This window comes from Paenibacillus suaedae, from assembly GCF_032337355.1.
Lineage (GTDB): Bacteria > Bacillota > Bacilli > Paenibacillales > Paenibacillaceae > Paenibacillus_B > Paenibacillus_B suaedae.
The window spans coordinates 29,837-50,782 of sequence record NZ_JAVYAA010000006.1 but is presented as its reverse complement, the minus strand read 5'-3'; the positions used below and the strand labels follow the sequence as shown (position 1 = coordinate 50,782).

Genomic DNA, 20,946 nt, shown 5'->3' with positions numbered 1-20,946 from the left:
GCTTTATTTATCGGCTCAGACGGTTCATCCCAGAATCCTTTATCTGGACATGGACGTCAATCTGTTTAAGAGAGTTGGGTGTAAGCTGCAGCAAGGAACCATTATTGTTTTTTTGCCAGTAAGAGATGTACTTGCGATATACACAATTTTGTAACGAATAGATGTCGAGCTTTCTGTTCAAACCCTGTTGGAATGTTTGTTGGATGTCGTTTTTTATTTTTTCCTTTGCCGCGGCGGCGATATGTTCTTTGGTCGCATTGTCCGTAATTTCTTCGACAGAGCCTTGGACATCGATTTCGAGGTTGAACTTAGGGACTCCGTTTTGCAGAGATACCTTCACTGATGATTTGGGCTTCTTAATTGTAAGAACCGCATCAGGGGTAGTTGATTGCCCTACTCCTATGTGTACCTTCTGGATTTGATTTGACATCCATCGCAAGCCTAGTACTTGTTCTTGTTTCATCCAACTTTTGTACTTCCCTTTTTGAAGGATGAACACTCCATTGAGCTCGTGCTGACTAATTATCTTTTTGTCCTTCGTCCATTCCTCATGGTTCAAGGAAAGGCTGGGCAATAATACGGTGCTCCCCGGCTCATTCAGCTGTGCGACCATTTTCTGCAGCTGCAGTGGAGGGATGTTCGTTTGCTGTTTCAGTATATCATCCGGAGAGTAGAGCATAGACGCAATGGGGGACAAATTAAAAGGAATCGTTACCGCGAAAAGATCAGCGATTGGGGTTTTGGTTCCGTACACCCACGCAGTATATCGAATTCCTGAAAAACGAAGAAGGGAATCAACCATCTTATTCACATCCTTTTGTAAGGCGCGCTCACTGAAAATAATTACGGTCGTATGATCCCAAATAATTTGCAGCGTGGAAGCAGCATAAATGTCGTTCACGGCTGAGTCGAGCGTAAATCCTTCTCCTCTTCCAATCCACGTAGGTGTTTTACTTGGAGATCTTGTTCCTTCTTGTTTAGCGACATTCGTGAACTCCAATGAGTTTGTGTACACAATATACTTCCCTTTATCATAATCAATGCCAAAGGCCGTGACGTAGTTCAGATCCTGAACATTTTTACTGTCCCAGCAGCCCGTAAGTATTAAAAATAGGCAAAGAACGCTGATAAGTAAGTATCGTTTATTTATACCGTGTCTGCACGGAGATTTATCTACTGTGTGATCAAATACGCTCATTTTGGCTCCTTTCCTTCACGGGTCTTATCAGTCGTTCGGAGCATGATAGGGCGTCGGCTCACAATTCTGACAGGCAATGCGATAAGCGATTTCAGCATATCCCCGAAAATCGGGGGGGACAATGGCGATAAATAGGGGATGCCGAATGAATGCAGTGCCGATAAATAGACGAGTATGGCCATAACGGAAATGAAAAAGCCGTACATGCCAAGTGTGGACGACACGATCAACACAAACAGACGCAATATGCTGACTGTACCGCTTAGCGACTGGTTAACCAAAGTAAAGGTAGCAACAGCGGTAACGGCCGCGACGACCAATGTAGTTGGGGAGCTAAGACCCGCTCGAATCGAGGCATCTCCAACAATGAGTCCACCTACGACGGCAATCGTCTGACCGACAGCCTTTGGCAAGCGAATGCCTGCTTCGCGGAATATTTCAAATAAACCAAGCATCAATATCATTTCCATTGGAGCGGACAGCGGAAGCCCTAATCGAGAATTCGTTACCGTTGCCAAGAGAGGGAACGGAAGCTGTTCTAAATTGAACGCAATTAGCGCAATCCAGAATCCTGGCATATAGATAGAGACCATTAAGCCGATCATGCGTAGCAGCCTTTGAAACGTTACGAAAAAATACGGAAAATGGATGTCTTCCGGCGATTTTAACGTGAATATCAAGTTTGCAGGTCCAATAAGCACCATGGGTGTTCCCTCTACAATGATGATGAATCTGCCCCTGACTAGGGATTGTACGGCATAGTCGGGTCTCCCAATGTAATCGAGTAAAGGAAACAGGGAATAAGTTGAGTCGCCAATTGCTTCACCAAGCTGCGAACTGCTAACGATAGCATCTGTATCGATTGCTTCGATGCGCTGCTTGATATCGCGCATCATGCTTGGATTTGCAATATCCTCTATATAGAGTAAGGATACTTTGGTTTGGCTTCGGGTACCAAGGACAAAGGATTCGCACTTCAAAGAGCGGGTTCGCAAGCGCTTGCGGATAAGCGCAATGTTCATTTGACAGCTCTCCGTAAAGCCATCCTTCGGTCCTTTGATTGATATTTCGGTATTGGATTCTTCGGGAGCTCGATTGGGCGGATCTGCAATATCGAGAGAATAGTAGACGTTTAGTTCTTTGAACTCGATAATGAGATGTCCAGCAAACAATAATGTCTCTATGTCATGTACTCTATTCTTTGCCTCGATAGGCTGGATTGCTAATAAGCTATTATGTTTGTGAAGTAGATCCTGCACAGAATTGGCATCCTCCAAATTGGCTTTCAACTGGGGGATCACATATTGATTCAACTGTTTAGTGTCAGCCAATCCTTCACAATAGATGAAAGATACAGTATACGAGCGCGTGCTTGATCCGAATGAGTAGGTTTTCTTCTGAACATCTGCACAATTCTCCAATGCACAAAATAACTGTTGAAGGCTGAGCGGCTGGCTGCCTGCTGGATCATCATCCGATCTCTGAGTCAACGCTTTATTTGGTTTCACGGACGATCCCTCCTTTGTATCTACGGTGTTTGTAGCAGGTGAGAATAGCGAATATCACGGACAGAAATACAAGCAAATAAGTGACGCTTGGGAAATAGATAATTCTTAACAGATTAACGAATTGAATGTCATCACGATAAACAACAACAGCTAGGAATATGATTGCAGCCGTCCCCACGCCAACACCGATTCTCGTATGATGACTTCGATGCGGGATGGCATCAATGATGAGGAAAATCGCCAAAGCTATGCGGATGAAAGAACCGGATAACCATTGATAAATTGACAAAAAATCAAGATGCTCAATGTATTTGCCTGCGGTTACAATTCTCCACTGCTCGAAGGCCGGATACCGCATGAAAGAAGCATTTATAATCCCAAAGTTAGCGATAGAGCCGATATAAGGGCCGATTGTAAGGCCAGCAAGAATGAACGCCAGCGTAGACATTCCCCGGAATCTTGGTTTATTTGACATGTGCGGCAGCAAGAAAATGATAAGAATCAGCTCGGCCATGCCAGCTCCAATCAGAATGAGCCCGTTTATAATAGGAGTAATCCCATGCTCGAATATTGGGAAGATAAGCGAATAATCCTTATATTGAAAGTTAGCACTCATTACGACATATCCGAGAATAATGACGATCGGAAGAAGAATGCCGGCACAGATCGCAATCGAATGTATGCCGATTAAGGCACTGGAGAGGGGCAAGAGTATTAATGCACCAGCGATTACGACCGTCGGGGTATTTGGCAAATATGAGATTTTGGTCCAAGTTGCCGTGTCTTCTAATGTCACAAATGCCGAGAAGAACAAATACACAATAATCAAAGTTGTAACCATCCATGCGGCAAAGCTGCCACCTAGCGAATGAACCCAAGCGAACAATGGTAGGGGGCGACTCGGCTTGGCTCGAACAGTGATCAAAAGCAGCGGAATCCAGCAGAAGGCGAGTACGAGTGCAATCAATACACTGATCCAACCGTCTTTATGAGCTTCACGCAGCAGTAGAGGAATAACGGTAACGTGATTCATTAGGCCTGTTGACATGATGATAATAAAGCAGGCTTGCAGAAACGTAATAGAATGACGCGGCATGAGGTTTGTTCTCCTTTGTTCGATCTCAAGTCAATTCAGTAATCAATGCGATCATGTATCACCATTATTTTGAGTCGAAGTTAGGAAATTCATCCATGTATCCTTTCGTGCCGCCCTCCCTAATATGCCCGCAGCATAAGTGTAAATCAGAAGCTTCGCTAATCAGAAAGATGATCCCTGCGCTGGAAAGTGGAGTAAAAAACAGCACCGCCTTCTTATCATTGCAGAAAGGCAGTGCTGTTGAACGTTCAACAATCTATAATTTAAGTTCCATTCCATCTTCAGCGATATAGAACGCTCTATCCTGTACGAGCTTCGAGAAGGAACTCGTTCGGTCGTTGACAGGATTCGTGTGATTAAAATGGGTAAAATAAATCTCAGTGTGCTCAGCCAATCCTTGTAGCCGATCCATCGTTTCGGTGATGACAGGATGGGGGATTTCTTTGTAATTGCGTCCCATCCGCTCAATTTCTTCAATGGAATGGAATGTTCCATCCAATAAGCAGATATCTGCTTCCTTCGCTACGTTATAAATATCCCGATCCCATTCGTTCCATCGATCGATGTCCGGAATGTAGAGCAGCTTGCGTGAAGGGCCTTCGATCCAGAACCCGAATGTCTCCGATAACTCATTGCGATGCGGTACTTCAATCGGTGTTATTCGAACGAGAGGAGACAACTGCTCTTGCCGCTCGTGTTGAATGCTGTTCAATTGTATATTATTCAATTCCACCAATTGCGACCAAGGGGCGTTGGTTTCCAGCATCTTCTTCATTTTATCCCCACTGAAGACAGGAACACCTCTCGCACCAATGGCCTCTCTGCCCAAGAACATCAACCCAGGGTAGTGGCCAATATGGGCATGGGTCAGCCAAATACTACTCATGAGTTTCCCTTGAAGCTGGTACTTCATCTGTACGGAAGCCATCTGCTCCCGCATATCTGGTGTTGCATCGATAAGATGCCATTGTTTGCGCCCCAGTTCGATAATGGCTAAGGAAGCGGCGCGTCTGCGTGTACCATTGTGCATTGCAGCCATACAATTCTGACAGAAACAATTCGGGTGCGGTACCCCAGCATCTTGTGCTGTTCCGACAATATTGACGATAACCTCATTCATGTCCAATTCCTCCTGCTGTTACTTGATCACGGTTCGAGTGAACAGGATATTCCTTCTTCACAATGGTCCAACCGGTGATCCCGTATAGGATATTAATAAGCGGAACTAGAAAGGCGAAGAAAATGTATGGAATAAATTGTTCCGCACTTACGCCAAGCATGTTTGCTGCGAACACAGCGGGTACTCCCCAAGGTACTAATGTTATGCCGACTGTTCCGGCAGCTTCCACACATCTTGATAAATTTTTCGTATCAATATTCATGTCCTTGTAGGTCTGAACGAATGTACGCGTAGGCAATATAATCGCCAGAAATTGCGCTCCACTTGCAAAGGCTACAAGGAAGGTTGATGCAATAGTAGTCGCAATGAGCGAACTTGACGTCTTAATTCTGGATACGACTGGCCGAACAAGTGCTTGGAAAATGCATGTTCCTTCAAGCAATCCACCAAGTGCAGTTGCAATGGTCAACAGCCCGATCGTATTCAGCATAGAGACTAGACCGCCGCGATTCAATAAGGAATCCACTGCTTTCACACCGGATTCGGTATGAAATCCATTTGTCATTGTGTTCACCATGGAACTGATGCTATCACCTTGCACGACCATAGAGATTATTCCGCCAATGATGCCTACGAACAGCAATGTCGGCAGAGCCGGAAGTTTCTTAATCATTAAGAATATGGTGAGAACAGGCAGTAACAGCAGTAAGGGATGGATAATGAACGAATTTTGAATTCCGGTCAATATCATATCGATATTGGCTGTATCGACCGAACCTTCTACTGTGCGCGTACCAACTAGGGCATATAAAGCAACTGCGATAATAAACGCGGGAATCGTATCCCATAACATGTGCCGTACATGGCTGAACAGATCCGTATCAGCCATTGCTGGTGCAATATTCGTTGTATCGGATAACGGCGACAGCTTATCGCCAAAGAATGCGCCTGATATGACTGCCCCTGCAATTAAGCCGGGGGAGAATCCCATGCCTTCACCTATGACCATGAATGCCAACCCAATCGTAGCGATGGAAGTGAAGGAGCTGCCAAGCGTAATGGCAACAATGCCAGTCACGACGGCGACTGCTGGAACAAAGAATGAGGGATGAATAAAAGATAAGCCGTAGTAGATCATGGTAGGTATGACTCCACTAGAAATCCATGTTCCAACGATCATCCCGATGACAAGCAAAATGAATATTGCTGGCATTGCTTTGGATACGCCGTTTACCATCATCTCCTGAAGCTCATCCCATTTATAACCGCTAATCACCCCTACTATAACGGTGACGATGATGCCAATCATAAGCGGGATGAACATGCCTGCTTTCCAGATGGAAATCGAGGCAGCACCCGCAGCCATAAGCGCAAGGATAGGTAATAGCGCTAAGCCAATTGATACTTGTCGTTTCATGTTCGTTTCACTCCTTTATGTCGTAGTTGTAGTGGTTGATGCTCATAAGTCGACTTGTTGAACAACCTGTATATATAAAAAAAGAACCTCCATCCCCAAATAGGGACGGAAGTTCCGCGGTACCACCCTGATTAACAAAATAACTTTTGTTCACTCATCTATTTAACGGCATTGCCGGACCGAAGTCAGCTCCCTAATTGTAATTCACTGCATGTCCCGGCTTAGTTCGCACCTTCCACCAAGTCTCTGATTTTCCGCCACAGACAGCTACTGTATTAGTTCTACGCTTTTTGATATTCTACTGTTTTGCTTTCTTGCTTTTTTGCTTTTGGGCTTTCATGTGATAAATCACATTATAGACCTCTGCATTTGTTTGTCAACAGTAATTTTTTGATGACTGTGTTAGAGTTCGGATTTTAAACGATTCAGAAAACGCTTCGCCACGTGCGAAATTTGCTTGTCTGAGGCATGCACCCAGCCATAATAAAATCGCTCTATATTAGGTGATTCCAAGGTTATAGGAATGATTTGCTGACTATCCTCTTTGAACGAGTAGTCTATTCCTATCGTCACCGCAATTCCTTCTTTTACCGCATTGTGAATCGCTTGCGTATTGTTGCTGATGAACAAAATATCAACCCCACCATACGTTTCAACAAACTGTGACATGTAATTCCGAATATGTTCATCCTCATAGAGGACGAACGTCTGATTGATTAGCTTATCTGGTGTTATCACATGTTCCCATCGCAGTGGTGATTGCTCGTTCACCCCAACGACAAGCTTGCCTTCGAGCAGTCTCTGAAATGTTAAATTGCGCTGTTGGTGAAGGAGACTTTCCGATAAAGCGATCAATCCAATATCAATCTTATCCTGCTTGATTAGATCCACGATTTCTTTGGGGCCTTTTTCCATGATTTCAAATTTGACAGCAGGGTAATCGCGCTTGAAACGGGATATAACATCAATTAATAAATGCATTGGCCCGGGAATTGTGGCTATTCGTAATAGCCCGTTGACGGTATTGGTATAAGACTGTGCTTCTGCTTTTAGTTCATTGATCTTCACTAATACTTCACTCGCAATGCCAATAATTGCTTGACCTTCAGGCGTTGGAACCGCTCCTTGTCCACGTGAACGCTGGAATATTCGAATGCCTAGTTCTGATTCCAGTAAGGAAATGGACTGACTAATGGCCGACAGGGTTACATGCGCTTGTTGCGCGGCTTTCGTTAAAGATCCTGTCTTCGCCACCTCAACAATGTTCTCAAGCTGCTCAATATTCATATTGACACCTCAATTCAATACTTAAGTAATACTTAATTATATATTAGTTTATATAAATTTTAGTTAATTATCTAGAGTGTTACAATAAAGGCATAGCAAGAAGCAAGAGTCAATGAATAATCTCACAGTTATAATGAAGCACGTACACATTCGACGAGGAGGAATCGAGCATGGCTGAGACAAGAGTAGCGGTTATTACAGGTGGGGCAAGTGGAATTGGGAAAGAGACGGCATTGAAGTTCGCCAAAAAAGGGGATCGTGTCGTTGTCGCTGACTTTAATGAACAAGCAGGACAAGAAGTCGTTGCCCTCATTGAAAAACTGGGCGGTGAAGCGATCTTTGTCAAAACTGACGTGTCCAAACTAGAAGAGGTAGAAGCACTCGTAGAGAAGGCTGTTGAAACGTTCGGCCGAATTGATGTGATGTTCAATAATGCGGGGATTGGCCGCGTGACTCCTGTGCTTGACCAAAATCTGAAGGATTACCATGATGTGATTAATGTGAATCAGCATGGAGTTGCGTACGGAATTATCGCAGCTGGACGCAAGATGAGAGAGCTCGGTATTCGTGGAGTAATTATTAATACCGCTTCGGTGTTCGGATTTCTGGCTTCGCCGGGGACATTCGCCTACCATGCAACGAAGGGAGCTGTCATCATGATGACGAAGTCCGCTGCGCTGGAACTCTCTGCATATGGCATTCGAGTGCTTGCTGTTGCGCCAGGTGCTGTCGACACACCGATTATTCAAGGCTACAAAGACCAAGGCATGGTAGATGCGATGAAGGCGAAGGTTATTGGCAATAAGTTGACACAGCCTGAACAAGTAGCCGATACGGTATACTTGCTCTCCCTTGATGAAGCTAGTGCAATTAATGGCAGTGTCGTCATGGCTGATGAAGGATACGCATCGTTTAAGTAATATCACAACAGTAGGATCATACATTGAATTACGGACAAGCACCTCACATCCTTATCATTAGGAGTCAAGGTGCTTGTCTTTTTTGATTAAATATACGTTACTGCAATGCGAATGCCGGCCAATATCAAGCTAAATGCTCCATAAATAATAGCGCCTTTTAAAAATCCAGTAAAATGGAATCGAAAGTTTTTATATCCTCGTGCACCTTGTGTGCCTGGAATGATTATAAATGAGGGCGTAATGATACAGAAAATGAACCAATCCAAGATGATGAGGTCAGATAAGCTGACCATTGTGAAAATCAAATAAAACTGGATGAATGTACTCCAGAACGTAATTTGAGCACCATCGAGTACAATTGATGATAGCAATGGAGCAAGCGTAAGCAGCATGACAACCGAGCCTATAAGAAGAAACTGCCTTTCTTCCGTCTTGCCTTTAGGCTTTGCCATCCGTTGTATATCCTTCGGATAATCCTGTAGCCATATTCTTGGATTGTAGGCAAGAGAGGTGAGCAAGATGACTAGAAATAGGATTGAGTAAATTGATCCCTCTATTAGAATTCGATACATGTTAACCATATGTATGAATTCTCCTCCTTCAACTGTTTTTCTCTCATAATGAATAGGTGAGCTTTGAATGTAGTATATTCCAAATATGTTTCACCAACAACACATATTTTGCCTGGAGCAAAATAATTTCTTGTGAAGACGAATCTTAGTACCTGAACATGTATAGAGGAACATAATTCTGGAGATAGTCTGCATGAGGTGAATCAAATGAAACAATTTTATGTTTTTACAACCATTATTCTAATCACAGTTGTCTTGTCCCTGCCCATTCAGGCAAACGCCGAGGTCAATAGAACGCTTAAAGAGGCAGATTCTGATTTGTATCCCGACATGCTGTTGCTTCTGCTTCTGCCCCAAATCCAAGAGGCCGTCAATTCTTATTACAGTAAGATATTGAAGGTAGATCCTGTTGTGTATCCATATGAAATAGACATTGTAAAGGCAGAGAGAATAGATCAAAATCCCAAGAATCGTGGGTATGACTTTCTCCTTACGCTTGAGGTTCAGCCTGTCATTGGGCCACATATTGCAGTAGGGCAGGATCGGATGACTCTAGAAATATCGCCACTTATTACGAACATAGTGAAAATAACAAGCTATCAACATGTCCATACTAACCAATTACCTCTCAATTGGCAGCACCTATTACTGCGATAATTGGTTCTGAAACAAAACGGTTTCCAAATTGGAGCTGCTTACATAAGATGTTATGATAATGGTTTAGTTTTGAATGGAGAGGTATTGCGAATGACAATTACACCTTTACAACGAATTACAAGCAGCAATAAGAATGTGTTTGTCGCTGATTCTGTTGGCGAGGCTGTAGTATTATTAATCACTGGGCATTCCCCGAATGCAGTAAATATTGTAGATGTAAATGAGATATGGCTTAAACTAGAATCTTTCACTAGTGACAATAATGTGTGGTTCAAGCAGATAAACAACCCGACATTTATTTGGTCCAAGCAAGTAGCCAAAGCTGGGGAAGTTTGCAGTTTTGCTACGGCGTCTGTACCATTGCCAATTCTCGAGGGGACGGAAGAGATTTCTTATCTTATCTTTTTCACCCTATTTTGCAACCAAGTTTGCAGTATGCGTATCACTCTTATCGATGCAATAGGCAATCCTGTGATGCCAATTCCGCCGGATTATTTAGATAATGAACTCTATGCATTGCCTGCTGATTTGCATTCTATTGAATCGGGTATTCCGTGGCAGAACATTCGATATCATTCGGTTACAGCTTCATTTCGTTCTTCAGATATTTTTCCGGGCTCTCGATTTTTATTTACGTTTCAGGTTATGAATCATGGTGAGGGAACTCCCGGGTTCGCTTTCGTTGCAGATATTTATCAATTAGCCGAATCCTGGTATGTTGATGGCGTAACAGGGCCGACGGGCCCAACTGGCCCAACGGGATCCACTGGAGTGACTGGCAGCACAGGAGCAATAGGGGAAACGGGAGCAACAGGCAGTACTGGAGCGACGGGAGCAACCGGAGCCGTAGGTGAAACCGGAGCAACAGGTGCCGCAGGTGAAACCGGAGCAACGGGAGGTACTGGAACAACAGGAGCGACTGGTGCTGCAGGTGAAACCGGAGCAACAGGGAGTCCGGGAGCGACAGGAACAACCGGAGCAGTGGGTGAAACCGGGGAAACGGGAAGCACTGGAGCGACAGGAGCGACTGGTGCTGTAGGTGAAACCGGAGCAACAGGGAGTCCGGGAGCAACAGGAGCCGCAGGTGAAACCGGAGCAACGGGAAGTACTGGAGCGACAGGGGCCACAGGTGCCGCAGGTGAAACTGGAGCAACCGGAAGCACTGGAACGACAGGAGCCACTGGTGCCGTAGGTGAAACCGGGGAAACGGGAAGTACTGGAGCGACAGGAACAACCGGAGCAGCGGGTGAAACCGGGACAACGGGAAGTACTGGAGCGACAGGGGCCACAGGTGCCGCAGGTGAAGCTGGAGCAACCGGAAGCACTGGAACGACAGGAGCCACTGGTGCCGTAGGTGAAACCGGGGAAACGGGAAGTACCGGAGTGACAGGAGCCACTGGTGCCGTAGGCGAAACCGGAGCAATGGGAAGTACTGGAGCGACAGGGGCCACTGGTGCCGTAGGTGAAACCGGAGCAACGGGAAGTATTGGAACGACAGGAGCGACTGGTGCTGTAGGTGAAACCGGAGCAACGGGAAGTATTGGAACGACAGGAGCGACTGGTGCTGTAGGTGAAACCGGGGAAACGGGAAGTACTGGAGTGACAGGAGCGACGGGTGCCGTAGGTGAAACCGGAGCAACGGGAAGCACTGGAGCGACGGGAGCCACAGGTGAGGTAGGTGAAACCGGGGCAACAGGAAGTACTGGAACGACAGGAGCGACGGGTGCTGTAGGTGAAACCGGGGCAACAGGAAGTACCGGAGCGACAGGTGCCACAGGTGCCACAGGTGCCACAGGTGCCACAGGTGCCACAGGTGCCGCAGGTGAAACTGGAGCAACGGGAAGTACTGGGGTGACAGGGGCAACAGGTACCGTAGGTGAAACCGGAGCAACGGGAAGTACTGGAGTGACAGGGGAAACGGGTAGTACTGGAGCGACAGGGTCAGCAGGTGCCGCAGGTGAAACTGGAGCAACGGGAAGTACTGGAGTGACAGGAGCCACAGGTGCCGCAGGTGAAACCGGAGCAACGGGAAGTACCGGAGTGACAGGAGCCACTGGGACCGTAGGTGAAACCGGAGCAACGGGAAGTACTGGAGTGACAGGGTCAGCAGGTGCCGTAGGTGAAACCGGAGCAACGGGAGGTACCGGAACGACAGGAACAACCGGAGCAGTGGGTGAAACCGGGACAACGGGAAGTACCGGAGTGACAGGAGCCACTGGTGAGGTAGGTGAAACCGGAGCAACCGGAAGTACCGGAGTGACAGGAGCAACAGGAGCCGTAGGTGAAACCGGAGCAACGGGAAGTACCGGAGTCCCTGGAGCAACCGGTTCAGCAGGTGCGACGGGAACGACCGGAGTAACAGGCATCACCGGAGTAACCGGTTCGACTGGAGCGACGGGAACGACCGGAGTCACAGGCATTACCGGAGTAACCGGTTCGTCTGGAGCGACGGGAACGCCCGGAGTAACAGGTGTCACGGGAGTAACCGGTTCGACTGGAGCGACGGGAACGCCCGGAATCACAGGTGTCACGGGAGTAACCGGTTCGACTGGAGCGACGGGAACGCCCGGAATCACAGGTGTCACCGGGGTAACCGGTTTAACTGGTGCGACAGGAACGAGCGGAGTAACAGGCATCACCGGAGCAACTGGTTCAACTGGTACGACGGGAACGCCCGGAGTAACAGGCGTCACCGGAGCAACTGGTTCAACTGGTACGACGGGAACGCCCGGAGTAACAGGCATCACCGGAGCAACTGGTTCAACTGGTGCGACAGGAACGAGCGGAGTAACAGGCATCACCGGAGCAACTGGTTCAACTGGTACGACGGGAACGACAGGAGTAACAGGCGTCACTGGAGCAACCGGTTCGACTGGTGCGACGGGAACGCCCGGAGTCACAGGTGTCACGGGAGTAACTGGTTCGACTGGTGCGACGGGAACGCCCGGAGTCACAGGAGTCCCTGGAGCAACTGGCTCGACTGGAGCGACGGGAACGCCCGGAGTCACAGGTGCCACGGGAGTAACTGGTTCGACCGGTACGACGGGAACGCCCGGAGTAACAGGTGTCACGGGAGTAACTGGTTCGACTGGTGCGACGGGAACGCCCGGAGTCACAGGAGTCCCTGGAGCAACTGGTTCGACTGGTGCGACGGGAACGCCCGGAGTCACAGGAGTCCCAGGGGCAACTGGCTCAACTGGAGCGACGGGAACGCCCGGAGTCACAGGTGCCACGGGAGTAACTGGTTCGACCGGTACGACGGGAAGTACTGGAGTAACAGGAGTCCCTGGAGCAACTGGTTCGACTGGTGCGACAGGAACGACCGGGGTAACAGGCATCACCGGAGCAACTGGCTCGACTGGTGCGACAGGAACGCCCGGAGTCACAGGTGTCACGGGAGCAACTGGCTCGACTGGTGCGACGGGAACGCCCGGAGTAACAGGAGTCCCTGGAGCAACTGGCTCGACTGGAGCGACGGGAACGCCCGGAGTAACAGGAGTCCCTGGAGCAACTGGCTCAACTGGAGCGACGGGAACGCCCGGAGTAACAGGTGTCACCGGAGCAACTGGTTCAACTGGTGCGACGGGAACGACAGGAGTAACAGGCATCACCGGAGCAACCGGTTCGACTGGTGCGACAGGAACAACAGGAGTAACAGGTATCACCGGAGCAACCGGTTCGACTGGTGCGACAGGAAGTACTGGAGTAACAGGCATCACCGGGGCAACCGGTTCGACTGGAACGACAGGATCGACCGGAGCAACGGGAAGAACTGGTGCTACTGGTATTACAGGAACCACCGGTACAACCGGAGCGACTGGTGGAACAGGAGCAACCGGAGCAACTGGCGCCACAGGGCCATCATCCACAGTTTCCACGAAAGCTATATTATTTGGCGGGGCGAATTCAGGGTTTCAACGAATCTCTGGTTCTCCAGGCGCTGTATCTAATGAGATACCTTATGTTGTGCTCGGTGCAGGTAATGTATCTGGTTTTTCCGGCTCCATCAATGTGAATAATTTAGACGCAGGCACCTATTTATTTCAAATATGTGTTGACGTTGATAACAATGCTTCCTCACCATCTCCGAGCAGCATTGTATCGACCATAACGATTGTAACCACAGCTGTCATAACCGGGACAATCGTGTTCTCGATCAGACCAGCAGACATTGGTGCGCAGCCAGTTTACGTATATAACCCCACAGTAGCAACAGCACCAGCTACAATCACCTGGACGAGTGTCATCCCTGGAAATGCAGTCGTAAGGAATAACGCGGTATCACTCTATTCTGCTCCCAATATCACGCAAAGTGCTGTATATACGGTTTACTTCACAACATCTTCATAAATCCGCGACTGATCCGTTATGAAATTAACGAGAAATGAAATAAATATAAGCCACTGTACATGAACATTCGAGGTTCAGTATTGTGGCTTTATTCGTTATAAGGATTAAGGGCGATCTGGAATTGACCCAAAAATCATCGAATCTGTTAGCATTTCAGTTGGAGCGTGGTTGTCAGTCAATACTTGTGCGTTGGCAAGCAGCTCATCATTCACTTCCTTTAGCCCTTTCTGCCATTGTTCGAGAAGCGGGTGAATGGGACTATTCAGATGTATTTGATTGAGATTATCAGTTTGCAGCGGGCGTATGGATCCGATGATCATGTAGTTGTATTGCCCTGACGACTTCACGATGTACGTGTTGGGAAATACCTGCTTCACTGTCTTCGCCATCGCTAAGAGCAGTGGAGAATCGGGTGTTGTCACGTTCACATTTAAAGCAGTGAGTCCATCTGGATTCAGATACAATCGAAGGGTATCAAAAAACTGCACAGTCGATAAATGAGCAGGAATATAGATTTGCTGCGAGTAGCAGTCGACAACTATGATATCGTATTTTCGATTCGCATTACTAATAAATACACGCGCATCCTGATTCACAATCTGAGCATCTTCAGGCTTCAGCCCCATAAATTGATAACTAAGCGCAATAACCTCGGGATCTAGTTCTACACCAGTAACATTCATATTTGGAAATTGTGGCTTCACATACTCAGCCAACAACCGAGGAATCGTACCACCAGCGGAACCCAATACGAGCAGTTGATCCGGCGAGTTGGTCAAATAGGGAAGCACTAAATAATCATTGTAGTAGTCGCCAGTATGCAATCCTGGCTTAGCCCTCCGGATCGATTGAACACCACCGCCCTCGTTGTATACTAAAGAAATATCTCCATTAGAAGCCTCGACGACTCTGACATATTGGTAGAACGTATCCTTGGACCAGAGGACTTTCTCATTTGCGGAAGTAGACACGTTGTCATAGATGAAGAAATAGGAAAGCACAGGAACAAGTAGAAGCAAAACCAACCACCGCTGCTTCGTATGTCGCAGTCCCCAACCGCTAATTACAATCAGAGCAGCAGACCAAATATAAATTGACTCTCTTGCTCCCAACAATGGGATCGTAATCATAGCAGTGCCGAATGTGCCCAATAAACTCCCTAATGTGGAGCACGCATACAGATTGCCAGCTACACGGCCAATGTCCTTCGATTGATCGGATACTAACCGAATTGCAAACGGACTCACCATCGCCAGTAAAAATACAGGGGGAGCAAATACGATTAAAACGGCGAAGAACGAACAGAAAATAATCCAGACGGGTGTATTCATTATGCCATTGGTAAGAAACTGAAATATGAAGCTACCCCATAAGGGCAATAAGGACACAAGGACACCGGACAGTAGTGACAGCATCATTAACAACTTGCCGCTCGGCCAACGATCGGCCCATTTGCCACCAACCCAATATCCGAGAGAGAGTGATAGAAGGATAAGTCCAATAATGTTCGCCCACACAATCATCGAAGTACCGAAGTATGGCGCCAGGAAGCGGGAAGCCGCAATTTCAATCGCCATGACGGAAGCTCCCGTGATGAATACATATAGATATAGAAAACGGATTGAGAAATGGTTATTCAAGTATTCACACCTCAAATTAGCTAATAGGATCAATGCTTCTGAATCAGTGTTCACACAATTGCACCTGTTCATACTGTCAATCCTCAGTTACCATGTGGGAAATATCTGCGATCCCGTCATCTGATCAATAACTTCATTTACATTTATAAATTGTTTCAAAAAAGAGTAGCTCTATTGAATTCTATAATCTGGTAGTATTTACGTAGATACGAAAACTAGAACGATAGTGGGGGCGGTTGGAATGTCACGATACAAAATGCCAATTATGATTGTTGCCCTGTTATTGATTTCGGGCGTACTAGGTAATCATGTGTATCAGACACGAATTACGTATTCACTACATGATTTAGTCATGGATTATCGAATCTATTTTTCTGAAGAAGTTTATGTCAGGGGATAACGAAGGCAATAATTATGCTCACATCACTGATAACAAACAAATTGAGCTCGTTATGAGTACACTTCAAGATATTCGGGTTCGAAATGACTTCTCGGCATCCAATTTCCCCGAATACCCAGCCTATTTGCTATCTTTCTATGGAGAAAAGGGTGATTTGGTGTCCTATATCATGTCTGAAGGTGGCGAGATTTTACTTCATGGGTATGCAGACTCAAGCAATAAATCTTTTCGGACTATAGATGACACCCATCAAAAACAGCTCAAGCTTCTAAATCAATGCTTAGAAGAACAAAGTGGCGGGACGTCATGAAAATACCCTAGAAACGAACTCCGATACCATAATCTTGACTTTAAGGGTTGTCTTAAATATGATAGTTTCATAACTATCAAACAATGTAAATATAGATAATAAACAAGGAGGCACTCAATGAAGGGTGTAATCGTGAACAACCCAGGTGGACCAGAACAGCTGGAGATAACAGAGTTGCCGAGCCCACAGCCGCAAGCAGGAGAGCTGCTAATCGAAGTTCATGCTGCTGCAGTGAATCGAACAGATATTGTCATGCGTGAAGGCAAGGCCGGATATGCGACGAACCCTATTCTAGGGGTAGAAGTTGCTGGAACGGTCATCGAAGTCAATGGTGAGAGCACCTATACGGTTGGTGATCGAGTAATGGGTCTAGTAAATGGGGGAGGATATGCCGAATATGCGGTCATGCCAATGGATCGGGCGATCCCGATTCCAGACTCCTTCTCATTTGCTGATGCGGCGGCAATTCCTGAAGTATTCTTAACTGCGTACCAGACGTTATACTGGATCGGCAAGCTTCAACAGGGCGAGACGGTGCTTGTTCATGCCGGCGCCAGTGGAGTAGGAACAGCTGCGATTCAACTTGCAAAGCAGATTAGCAAGGCTACCGTCATTGTAACTGCCGGTTCTGCGGAGAAGCTGGATTTCTGTCGAGACCTGGGTGCTGATGTACTCATCAATTATAAGGAGCAATCCTTTGACGAAGAGGTGCTTCGGGCTACGAATGGGCAGGGAGCAGATGTAATTCTGGACTTTGTAGGGGCGGATTATTGGGCGAAGAATCTTGCCAGCATTAAGAAGGAAGGTCGTTGGGTACTCATCGGCGTTCTTGGTGGAGTGAAGGTAGAGCAAATGAATTTGTTTGCCTTAATGTCAAAATGTGTTCAGCTGACAGGTACCCTGTTAACGCCGAGAAGTGATGAATACAAGGCGCGGCTTACGCAGGATTTTGCAGCTAATGTTCTGGCCTATTTCGATAACAGCAGCATAAAACCAATTATTGATACCATCTTCCCGCTTGAGAAGGTAAGTGATGCGCACATCCATATGGAAGAGAATCGCAATACAGGGAAAATCATATTGCAAGTGAGATAAATTTCACGTTTACCAAAAAAATAAAAAGTATTAATGAAGACCATGAGCCGCTACTATTATTGTAGCGGTCTTTTTTGGGATGCAGATGGTGTAAGTGATGATCTCGAGATGCCAGCTAGTCAGTCACAAGAATAAAAGGGGGAGTGCAGCTACATCGGATGAAAGTGATATCGATGTATAAATTTCAAATACGAAGAGAGAAAGGTAGAGAGGCATGAAGAAAAATCAATGGTTGATTCTGCTTGCTTTTTGCATTGGATTGGCAAGTTTTATTCCGTCTGCCGGAGCATCTGAAGCTATAACTCCTCAGCAACGGCTGGCTATTTATTATGGTTGGCCTTCTGTCGTAAACGGTGCGGGTGGAAATGTAACAACTGCAACGAACACCTTTGCTCAGTTTGATATCATCGTGTTTGGAGCAGGGCTTGAAGAAACGACACATGGCGATCATGCGAACACAGTCGCGATTATAAACAATCTAAATGCACTCGGCGGCAAGAAAGTTTTTGGGTACGTGAATTTAGGATGTACTCCGAACCCTGATACAACAGCGATTAAGCAAAAAATCAACAAATGGAGTGGTATGAGCGTATATGGTGTGTTCCTTGACTGCGCAGGATTTGACTACTCTGTAACAAGAACAATCCAGAATGATGTCACTGATTATGCACACTCGAAGGGTCTCAAGGTGTTCATGAACGCCTGGAATCCAGATCAAATTGGAGGAGATCTGAACGAAAATGGAGTATACCAGCCGACCCATGTCGGAGTTGGTGACTGGTATCTTGCTGAAAGTTGGCTTATATCTTCCAATACGTATTTATCAATCTCTGATTGGTCAGTAAAAGCTGATAAATGTTTGACATATAAAAGAATTAAAGGTATTGAAACGGCCGTTATTGCCACAAATGCGCCGAATAGTGCATTACCAACAGATAATACGACAGATAAATTTAAAATGGCTTGGTGGGCCGCGGCCATGTACGGGTTCCCATTCCAATGGAGCGACATCTGGTATTCAGGAGGAAATAATACGCTTAACTATTATGCAAGTCCTGCCAATTACGGCACGTTGTTTACAGGCGATCCAATTCATAATTCAGGCTCTACCAGCAACTATCGCACCACAGACACCGGTACGATTTCTGTGGTAGGCAATGGTTCAAGCGCTGGAACAGGTGCCTTTACACCCAATTAATCTCTTTATGATCACAGACTCTTGACCTGTGGCGAGCTGGAAGTGTGTTTATAGAAAAAGGTGCCTTTTTTAGGCACCTTTTTCTTAACATGTAGACTTCGTATCTGCCGAACAAACAAGCACTGCTGATTCAGCAAATATATGCATCAGATAAGCTTCTTTAGTACCCCATATCTTTCAAGATTTTAGATAGCGTACGCAAACGTTCGCCTATCATTTCATCGTCATTGCTCAGTGCTTGGCTGAACAGCTTAATATCCTCATTAATTCGCTCATTGTCCGTACATACCGCCACAGTCATGGCATCTCCTTGCAGGCCAACTCGGTCGATGATAGGCTGCTCGGGATCATAAAGATGCTCATATCGGTAAGCTTCACGAAAATGCTCCAATGAACGACAAATCAGAATAGACAAATCAAGTACACGATGAAGAGGGAGCTCTTCTGACTGTCTGGACCACTTCTCTCCTGTGTATCTCCACACCTTAGCAGAAATATCAATCTTTCCTCTATCGTTCCATTGGGCCAAACCTAACGAGAGGCCTTTGGCATCTGTATCGGGAGCGAGTCGGCCATCAATCTGCTCATAATTTTCTGACACGACAACAGGTTTATGTTTTAACGTAGTAGGTATTTTCATGTTTTGACCCTCTTTTCATTTACTAATTTACTAAATGATTGTTTCATCTTATCTTGAATATCAACGATAGTCAATCTGTCGGGAAATCTGGGTAATATGAGAACTGGCGGGGAAGCCTCCCCGCCAGTTCTTGCAATGAACGCCAACAACTTATTCCTTAGGTGGCTTGTTATATCCTTTGTCTCCATAGGGCTGCAACTTTTCAAGCCATGGCTTTATGATTTGCTTCACTTCCCAGCGGATGTCAGTCACCTTATCGGTTTCCTTCTGCTCCAGAATCTCATAGGTGAAGGCACTAGAACCGAATTCCTTCCAATCCTTCTGGAGCTGAGCATTTGCAAATCTGCCCATGTCCAGCTGCATTTGCAGCGTGAACCATTTATTTTTTAAATTGGGGTAGCTGTCAATGAAGATTTTACCGTTTGTGTTGTTCTTGATCTGAACAACCCCCATGTAAGTCTTGATCTGCTTGTAAGTTTCAATAAGCTCCTTGCGCTTGTTCATATCCATGTTGTTTGTTCTCCTTTTCAAGTATAAAGAGTAATGTGAATTATATATACCTAGCGATAATTCGAACTAACTTTGCTGGCAGCTCATACAAATTTGTAATATCCAAAAAACGGTCATTCCCGTAGATGGCATGAATGATATCCTTGTCTTGACCGATTGCAGCTGCAAGGAATCGAACACCTTTTCGCTCATATTCCTCTATCGTTTGCTGCATGTCATTCACTGCATAAGCTCCTGTGTAATCGTCCATTGCTTTGGGCTGTCCATCACTAATGCTAATGAGCAGCTTGGTTTGTTGTGGTGACACGGCTAACCGTTCCGCCATCATCCGCAGTGCCATTCCATCACGATTATTACTTCTGGCCTGGATGTTCATGAGTCTGAATCGGTCGCTTGGATCTGGCTTCTCAAAGTCGGTGTAAGCAAAGATCGACATTTGCTCCATCCTGGAAACATCAGCCGTGTCGCCGTAGATGAGTATGGGGATCTGGCAAATCTGACAAAATTCGTAGACTGCCATTACTGCTTGTTTTGCTGCCTCCAATCTGCCAAACGCAGACATTGAAGCGGATTCGTCAATCCTTAGACCAACCACTAGGGAAGGGGACTCAGATGGAGGGCGTTTTTTGGCAAAGTATCGATAATCCCTGTAAGCCACACTATCCGCCTGAAACTTGCTTCCATAATAACGATTCCTTGTATACACGGAAGACACCTCATGTTCCAGGAGAGGGAGTGTTTTTCTAGCAATTTCCCTCACGATTGGCATGAGTCCTCTGCTGAGACGATCGTAATCGTGCTGATCTTCTAGCGTATAGTCTGGTCGGTGAACGATTAGCTTCACCTTTTCATGAATCGTATTGGATACCATTTCCCGTGCGGCACGATTCAGTTTTTTGCGAAAATCGCGCTCTTTTTGTTTTTCATCCTCAGTCATTGGCGCTGGATTGGCCTGATGATATTGGGGGCAGCCGTCTTCACCCGTATCTGTACTTTTCATATCGCCGTGAGAATCCGCAGATGTTAGT

17 protein-coding genes and 1 other annotated feature are annotated in these 20,946 nt (G+C 46.3%); of the genes, 6 read left to right on the top strand and 11 right to left on the bottom strand.

All coding sequences use genetic code 11. The features are described from left to right. Positions 1-7: 7 nt before the first annotated feature. The 6 genes from RQP50_RS21545 to RQP50_RS21520 form a co-directional block, all read right to left on the bottom strand. A complete protein-coding gene (locus RQP50_RS21545) occupies positions 8-1,198 on the bottom strand; it encodes a Ger(x)C family spore germination protein (protein WP_072731664.1) in 1,191 nt (396 codons plus the stop codon). Beyond that, positions 1,195-2,706 carry a spore germination protein gene (locus RQP50_RS21540; RefSeq protein WP_072731662.1) on the bottom strand — a complete coding sequence of 504 codons (1,512 nt, stop codon included), beginning with the start codon at positions 2,704-2,706 and terminating at the stop codon, positions 1,195-1,197. Before RQP50_RS21540 ends, RQP50_RS21545 begins: the two co-directional genes overlap by 4 nt. Further along, a complete protein-coding gene (locus tag RQP50_RS21535) occupies positions 2,693-3,802 on the bottom strand; it encodes a GerAB/ArcD/ProY family transporter (RefSeq protein ID WP_072731661.1) in 1,110 nt (369 codons plus the stop codon). Before RQP50_RS21535 ends, RQP50_RS21540 begins: the two co-directional genes overlap by 14 nt. Positions 3,803-4,058: 256 nt before the next feature. After that, the gene (locus tag RQP50_RS21530; protein WP_072731659.1) at positions 4,059-4,922 is read right to left on the bottom strand and encodes an MBL fold metallo-hydrolase; all 864 of its coding nucleotides are present in this window, start codon (positions 4,920-4,922) and stop codon (positions 4,059-4,061) included. Continuing rightward, positions 4,915-6,339, bottom strand: coding sequence for a Na+/H+ antiporter NhaC (gene nhaC / locus RQP50_RS21525; protein WP_072731658.1), 1,425 nt, complete (start codon positions 6,337-6,339; stop codon positions 4,915-4,917). The genes RQP50_RS21530 and nhaC overlap by 8 nt, the downstream gene beginning before the upstream one ends. A 98-nt stretch (positions 6,340-6,437) precedes the next feature. Continuing rightward, positions 6,438-6,632, bottom strand: a binding site (T-box leader). Between the two features lie 109 nt (positions 6,633-6,741). Beyond that, positions 6,742-7,626 carry a LysR family transcriptional regulator gene (locus RQP50_RS21520; RefSeq protein ID WP_072731656.1) on the bottom strand — a complete coding sequence of 295 codons (885 nt, stop codon included), beginning with the start codon at positions 7,624-7,626 and terminating at the stop codon, positions 6,742-6,744. Between the two features lie 170 nt (positions 7,627-7,796). Here RQP50_RS21520 and RQP50_RS21515 point away from each other — a divergent pair, with 170 nt between their 5' ends. Next, a complete protein-coding gene (locus tag RQP50_RS21515; protein ID WP_021254718.1) occupies positions 7,797-8,546 on the top strand; it encodes an SDR family NAD(P)-dependent oxidoreductase in 750 nt (249 codons plus the stop codon). Positions 8,547-8,632: 86 nt separating this feature from the next. Here the strand turns inward: RQP50_RS21515 and RQP50_RS21510 are convergent, their stop codons facing one another. Continuing rightward, a complete protein-coding gene (locus RQP50_RS21510) occupies positions 8,633-8,998 on the bottom strand; it encodes a hypothetical protein (RefSeq protein ID WP_139295434.1) in 366 nt (121 codons plus the stop codon). A gap of 327 nt (positions 8,999-9,325) precedes the next feature. On the opposite strand from RQP50_RS21510, the gene RQP50_RS21505 reads away from it, so the two are divergent. Both RQP50_RS21505 and RQP50_RS21500 read left to right on the top strand, forming a co-directional pair. Further along, a complete protein-coding gene (locus RQP50_RS21505; protein ID WP_315746701.1) occupies positions 9,326-9,775 on the top strand; it encodes a DUF3888 domain-containing protein in 450 nt (149 codons plus the stop codon). Between the two features lie 90 nt (positions 9,776-9,865). Next, positions 9,866-14,125 carry a beta strand repeat-containing protein gene (locus tag RQP50_RS21500; RefSeq protein ID WP_315746700.1) on the top strand — a complete coding sequence of 1,420 codons (4,260 nt, stop codon included), beginning with the start codon at positions 9,866-9,868 and terminating at the stop codon, positions 14,123-14,125. Between the two features lie 104 nt (positions 14,126-14,229). Here the strand turns inward: RQP50_RS21500 and RQP50_RS21495 are convergent, their stop codons facing one another. Then, positions 14,230-15,702 carry a fused MFS/spermidine synthase gene (locus RQP50_RS21495; protein WP_315746699.1) on the bottom strand — a complete coding sequence of 491 codons (1,473 nt, stop codon included), beginning with the start codon at positions 15,700-15,702 and terminating at the stop codon, positions 14,230-14,232. Positions 15,703-16,006: 304 nt separating this feature from the next. Between RQP50_RS21495 and RQP50_RS21490 the strand changes: the two genes are divergently transcribed. From RQP50_RS21490 to RQP50_RS21480, 3 genes are all read left to right on the top strand, one after another. Continuing rightward, a complete protein-coding gene (locus RQP50_RS21490; RefSeq protein ID WP_315746698.1) occupies positions 16,007-16,165 on the top strand; it encodes a hypothetical protein in 159 nt (52 codons plus the stop codon). A gap of 427 nt (positions 16,166-16,592) precedes the next feature. After that, positions 16,593-17,570 (top strand): NAD(P)H-quinone oxidoreductase, encoded by a 978-nt coding sequence (locus RQP50_RS21485; RefSeq protein WP_072732205.1) that lies wholly within the window; start codon positions 16,593-16,595, stop codon positions 17,568-17,570. A gap of 214 nt (positions 17,571-17,784) precedes the next feature. Beyond that, positions 17,785-18,768 carry a hypothetical protein gene (locus RQP50_RS21480; RefSeq protein WP_315746697.1) on the top strand — a complete coding sequence of 328 codons (984 nt, stop codon included), beginning with the start codon at positions 17,785-17,787 and terminating at the stop codon, positions 18,766-18,768. A 160-nt stretch (positions 18,769-18,928) separates the two neighbouring features. Here the strand turns inward: RQP50_RS21480 and RQP50_RS21475 are convergent, their stop codons facing one another. The 3 genes from RQP50_RS21475 to RQP50_RS21465 all read right to left on the bottom strand — a co-directional run bounded on the left by RQP50_RS21475 (position 18,929) and on the right by RQP50_RS21465 (position 20,918). After that, positions 18,929-19,408, bottom strand: coding sequence for a DUF6530 family protein (locus RQP50_RS21475; protein ID WP_021252431.1), 480 nt, complete (start codon positions 19,406-19,408; stop codon positions 18,929-18,931). A gap of 150 nt (positions 19,409-19,558) precedes the next feature. Next, a complete protein-coding gene (locus tag RQP50_RS21470) occupies positions 19,559-19,918 on the bottom strand; it encodes a GIY-YIG nuclease family protein (RefSeq protein WP_315746696.1) in 360 nt (119 codons plus the stop codon). A gap of 40 nt (positions 19,919-19,958) precedes the next feature. Beyond that, a complete protein-coding gene (locus RQP50_RS21465) occupies positions 19,959-20,918 on the bottom strand; it encodes a vWA domain-containing protein (RefSeq protein WP_315746695.1) in 960 nt (319 codons plus the stop codon). Between the last annotated feature and the right edge of the window lie 28 nt (positions 20,919-20,946).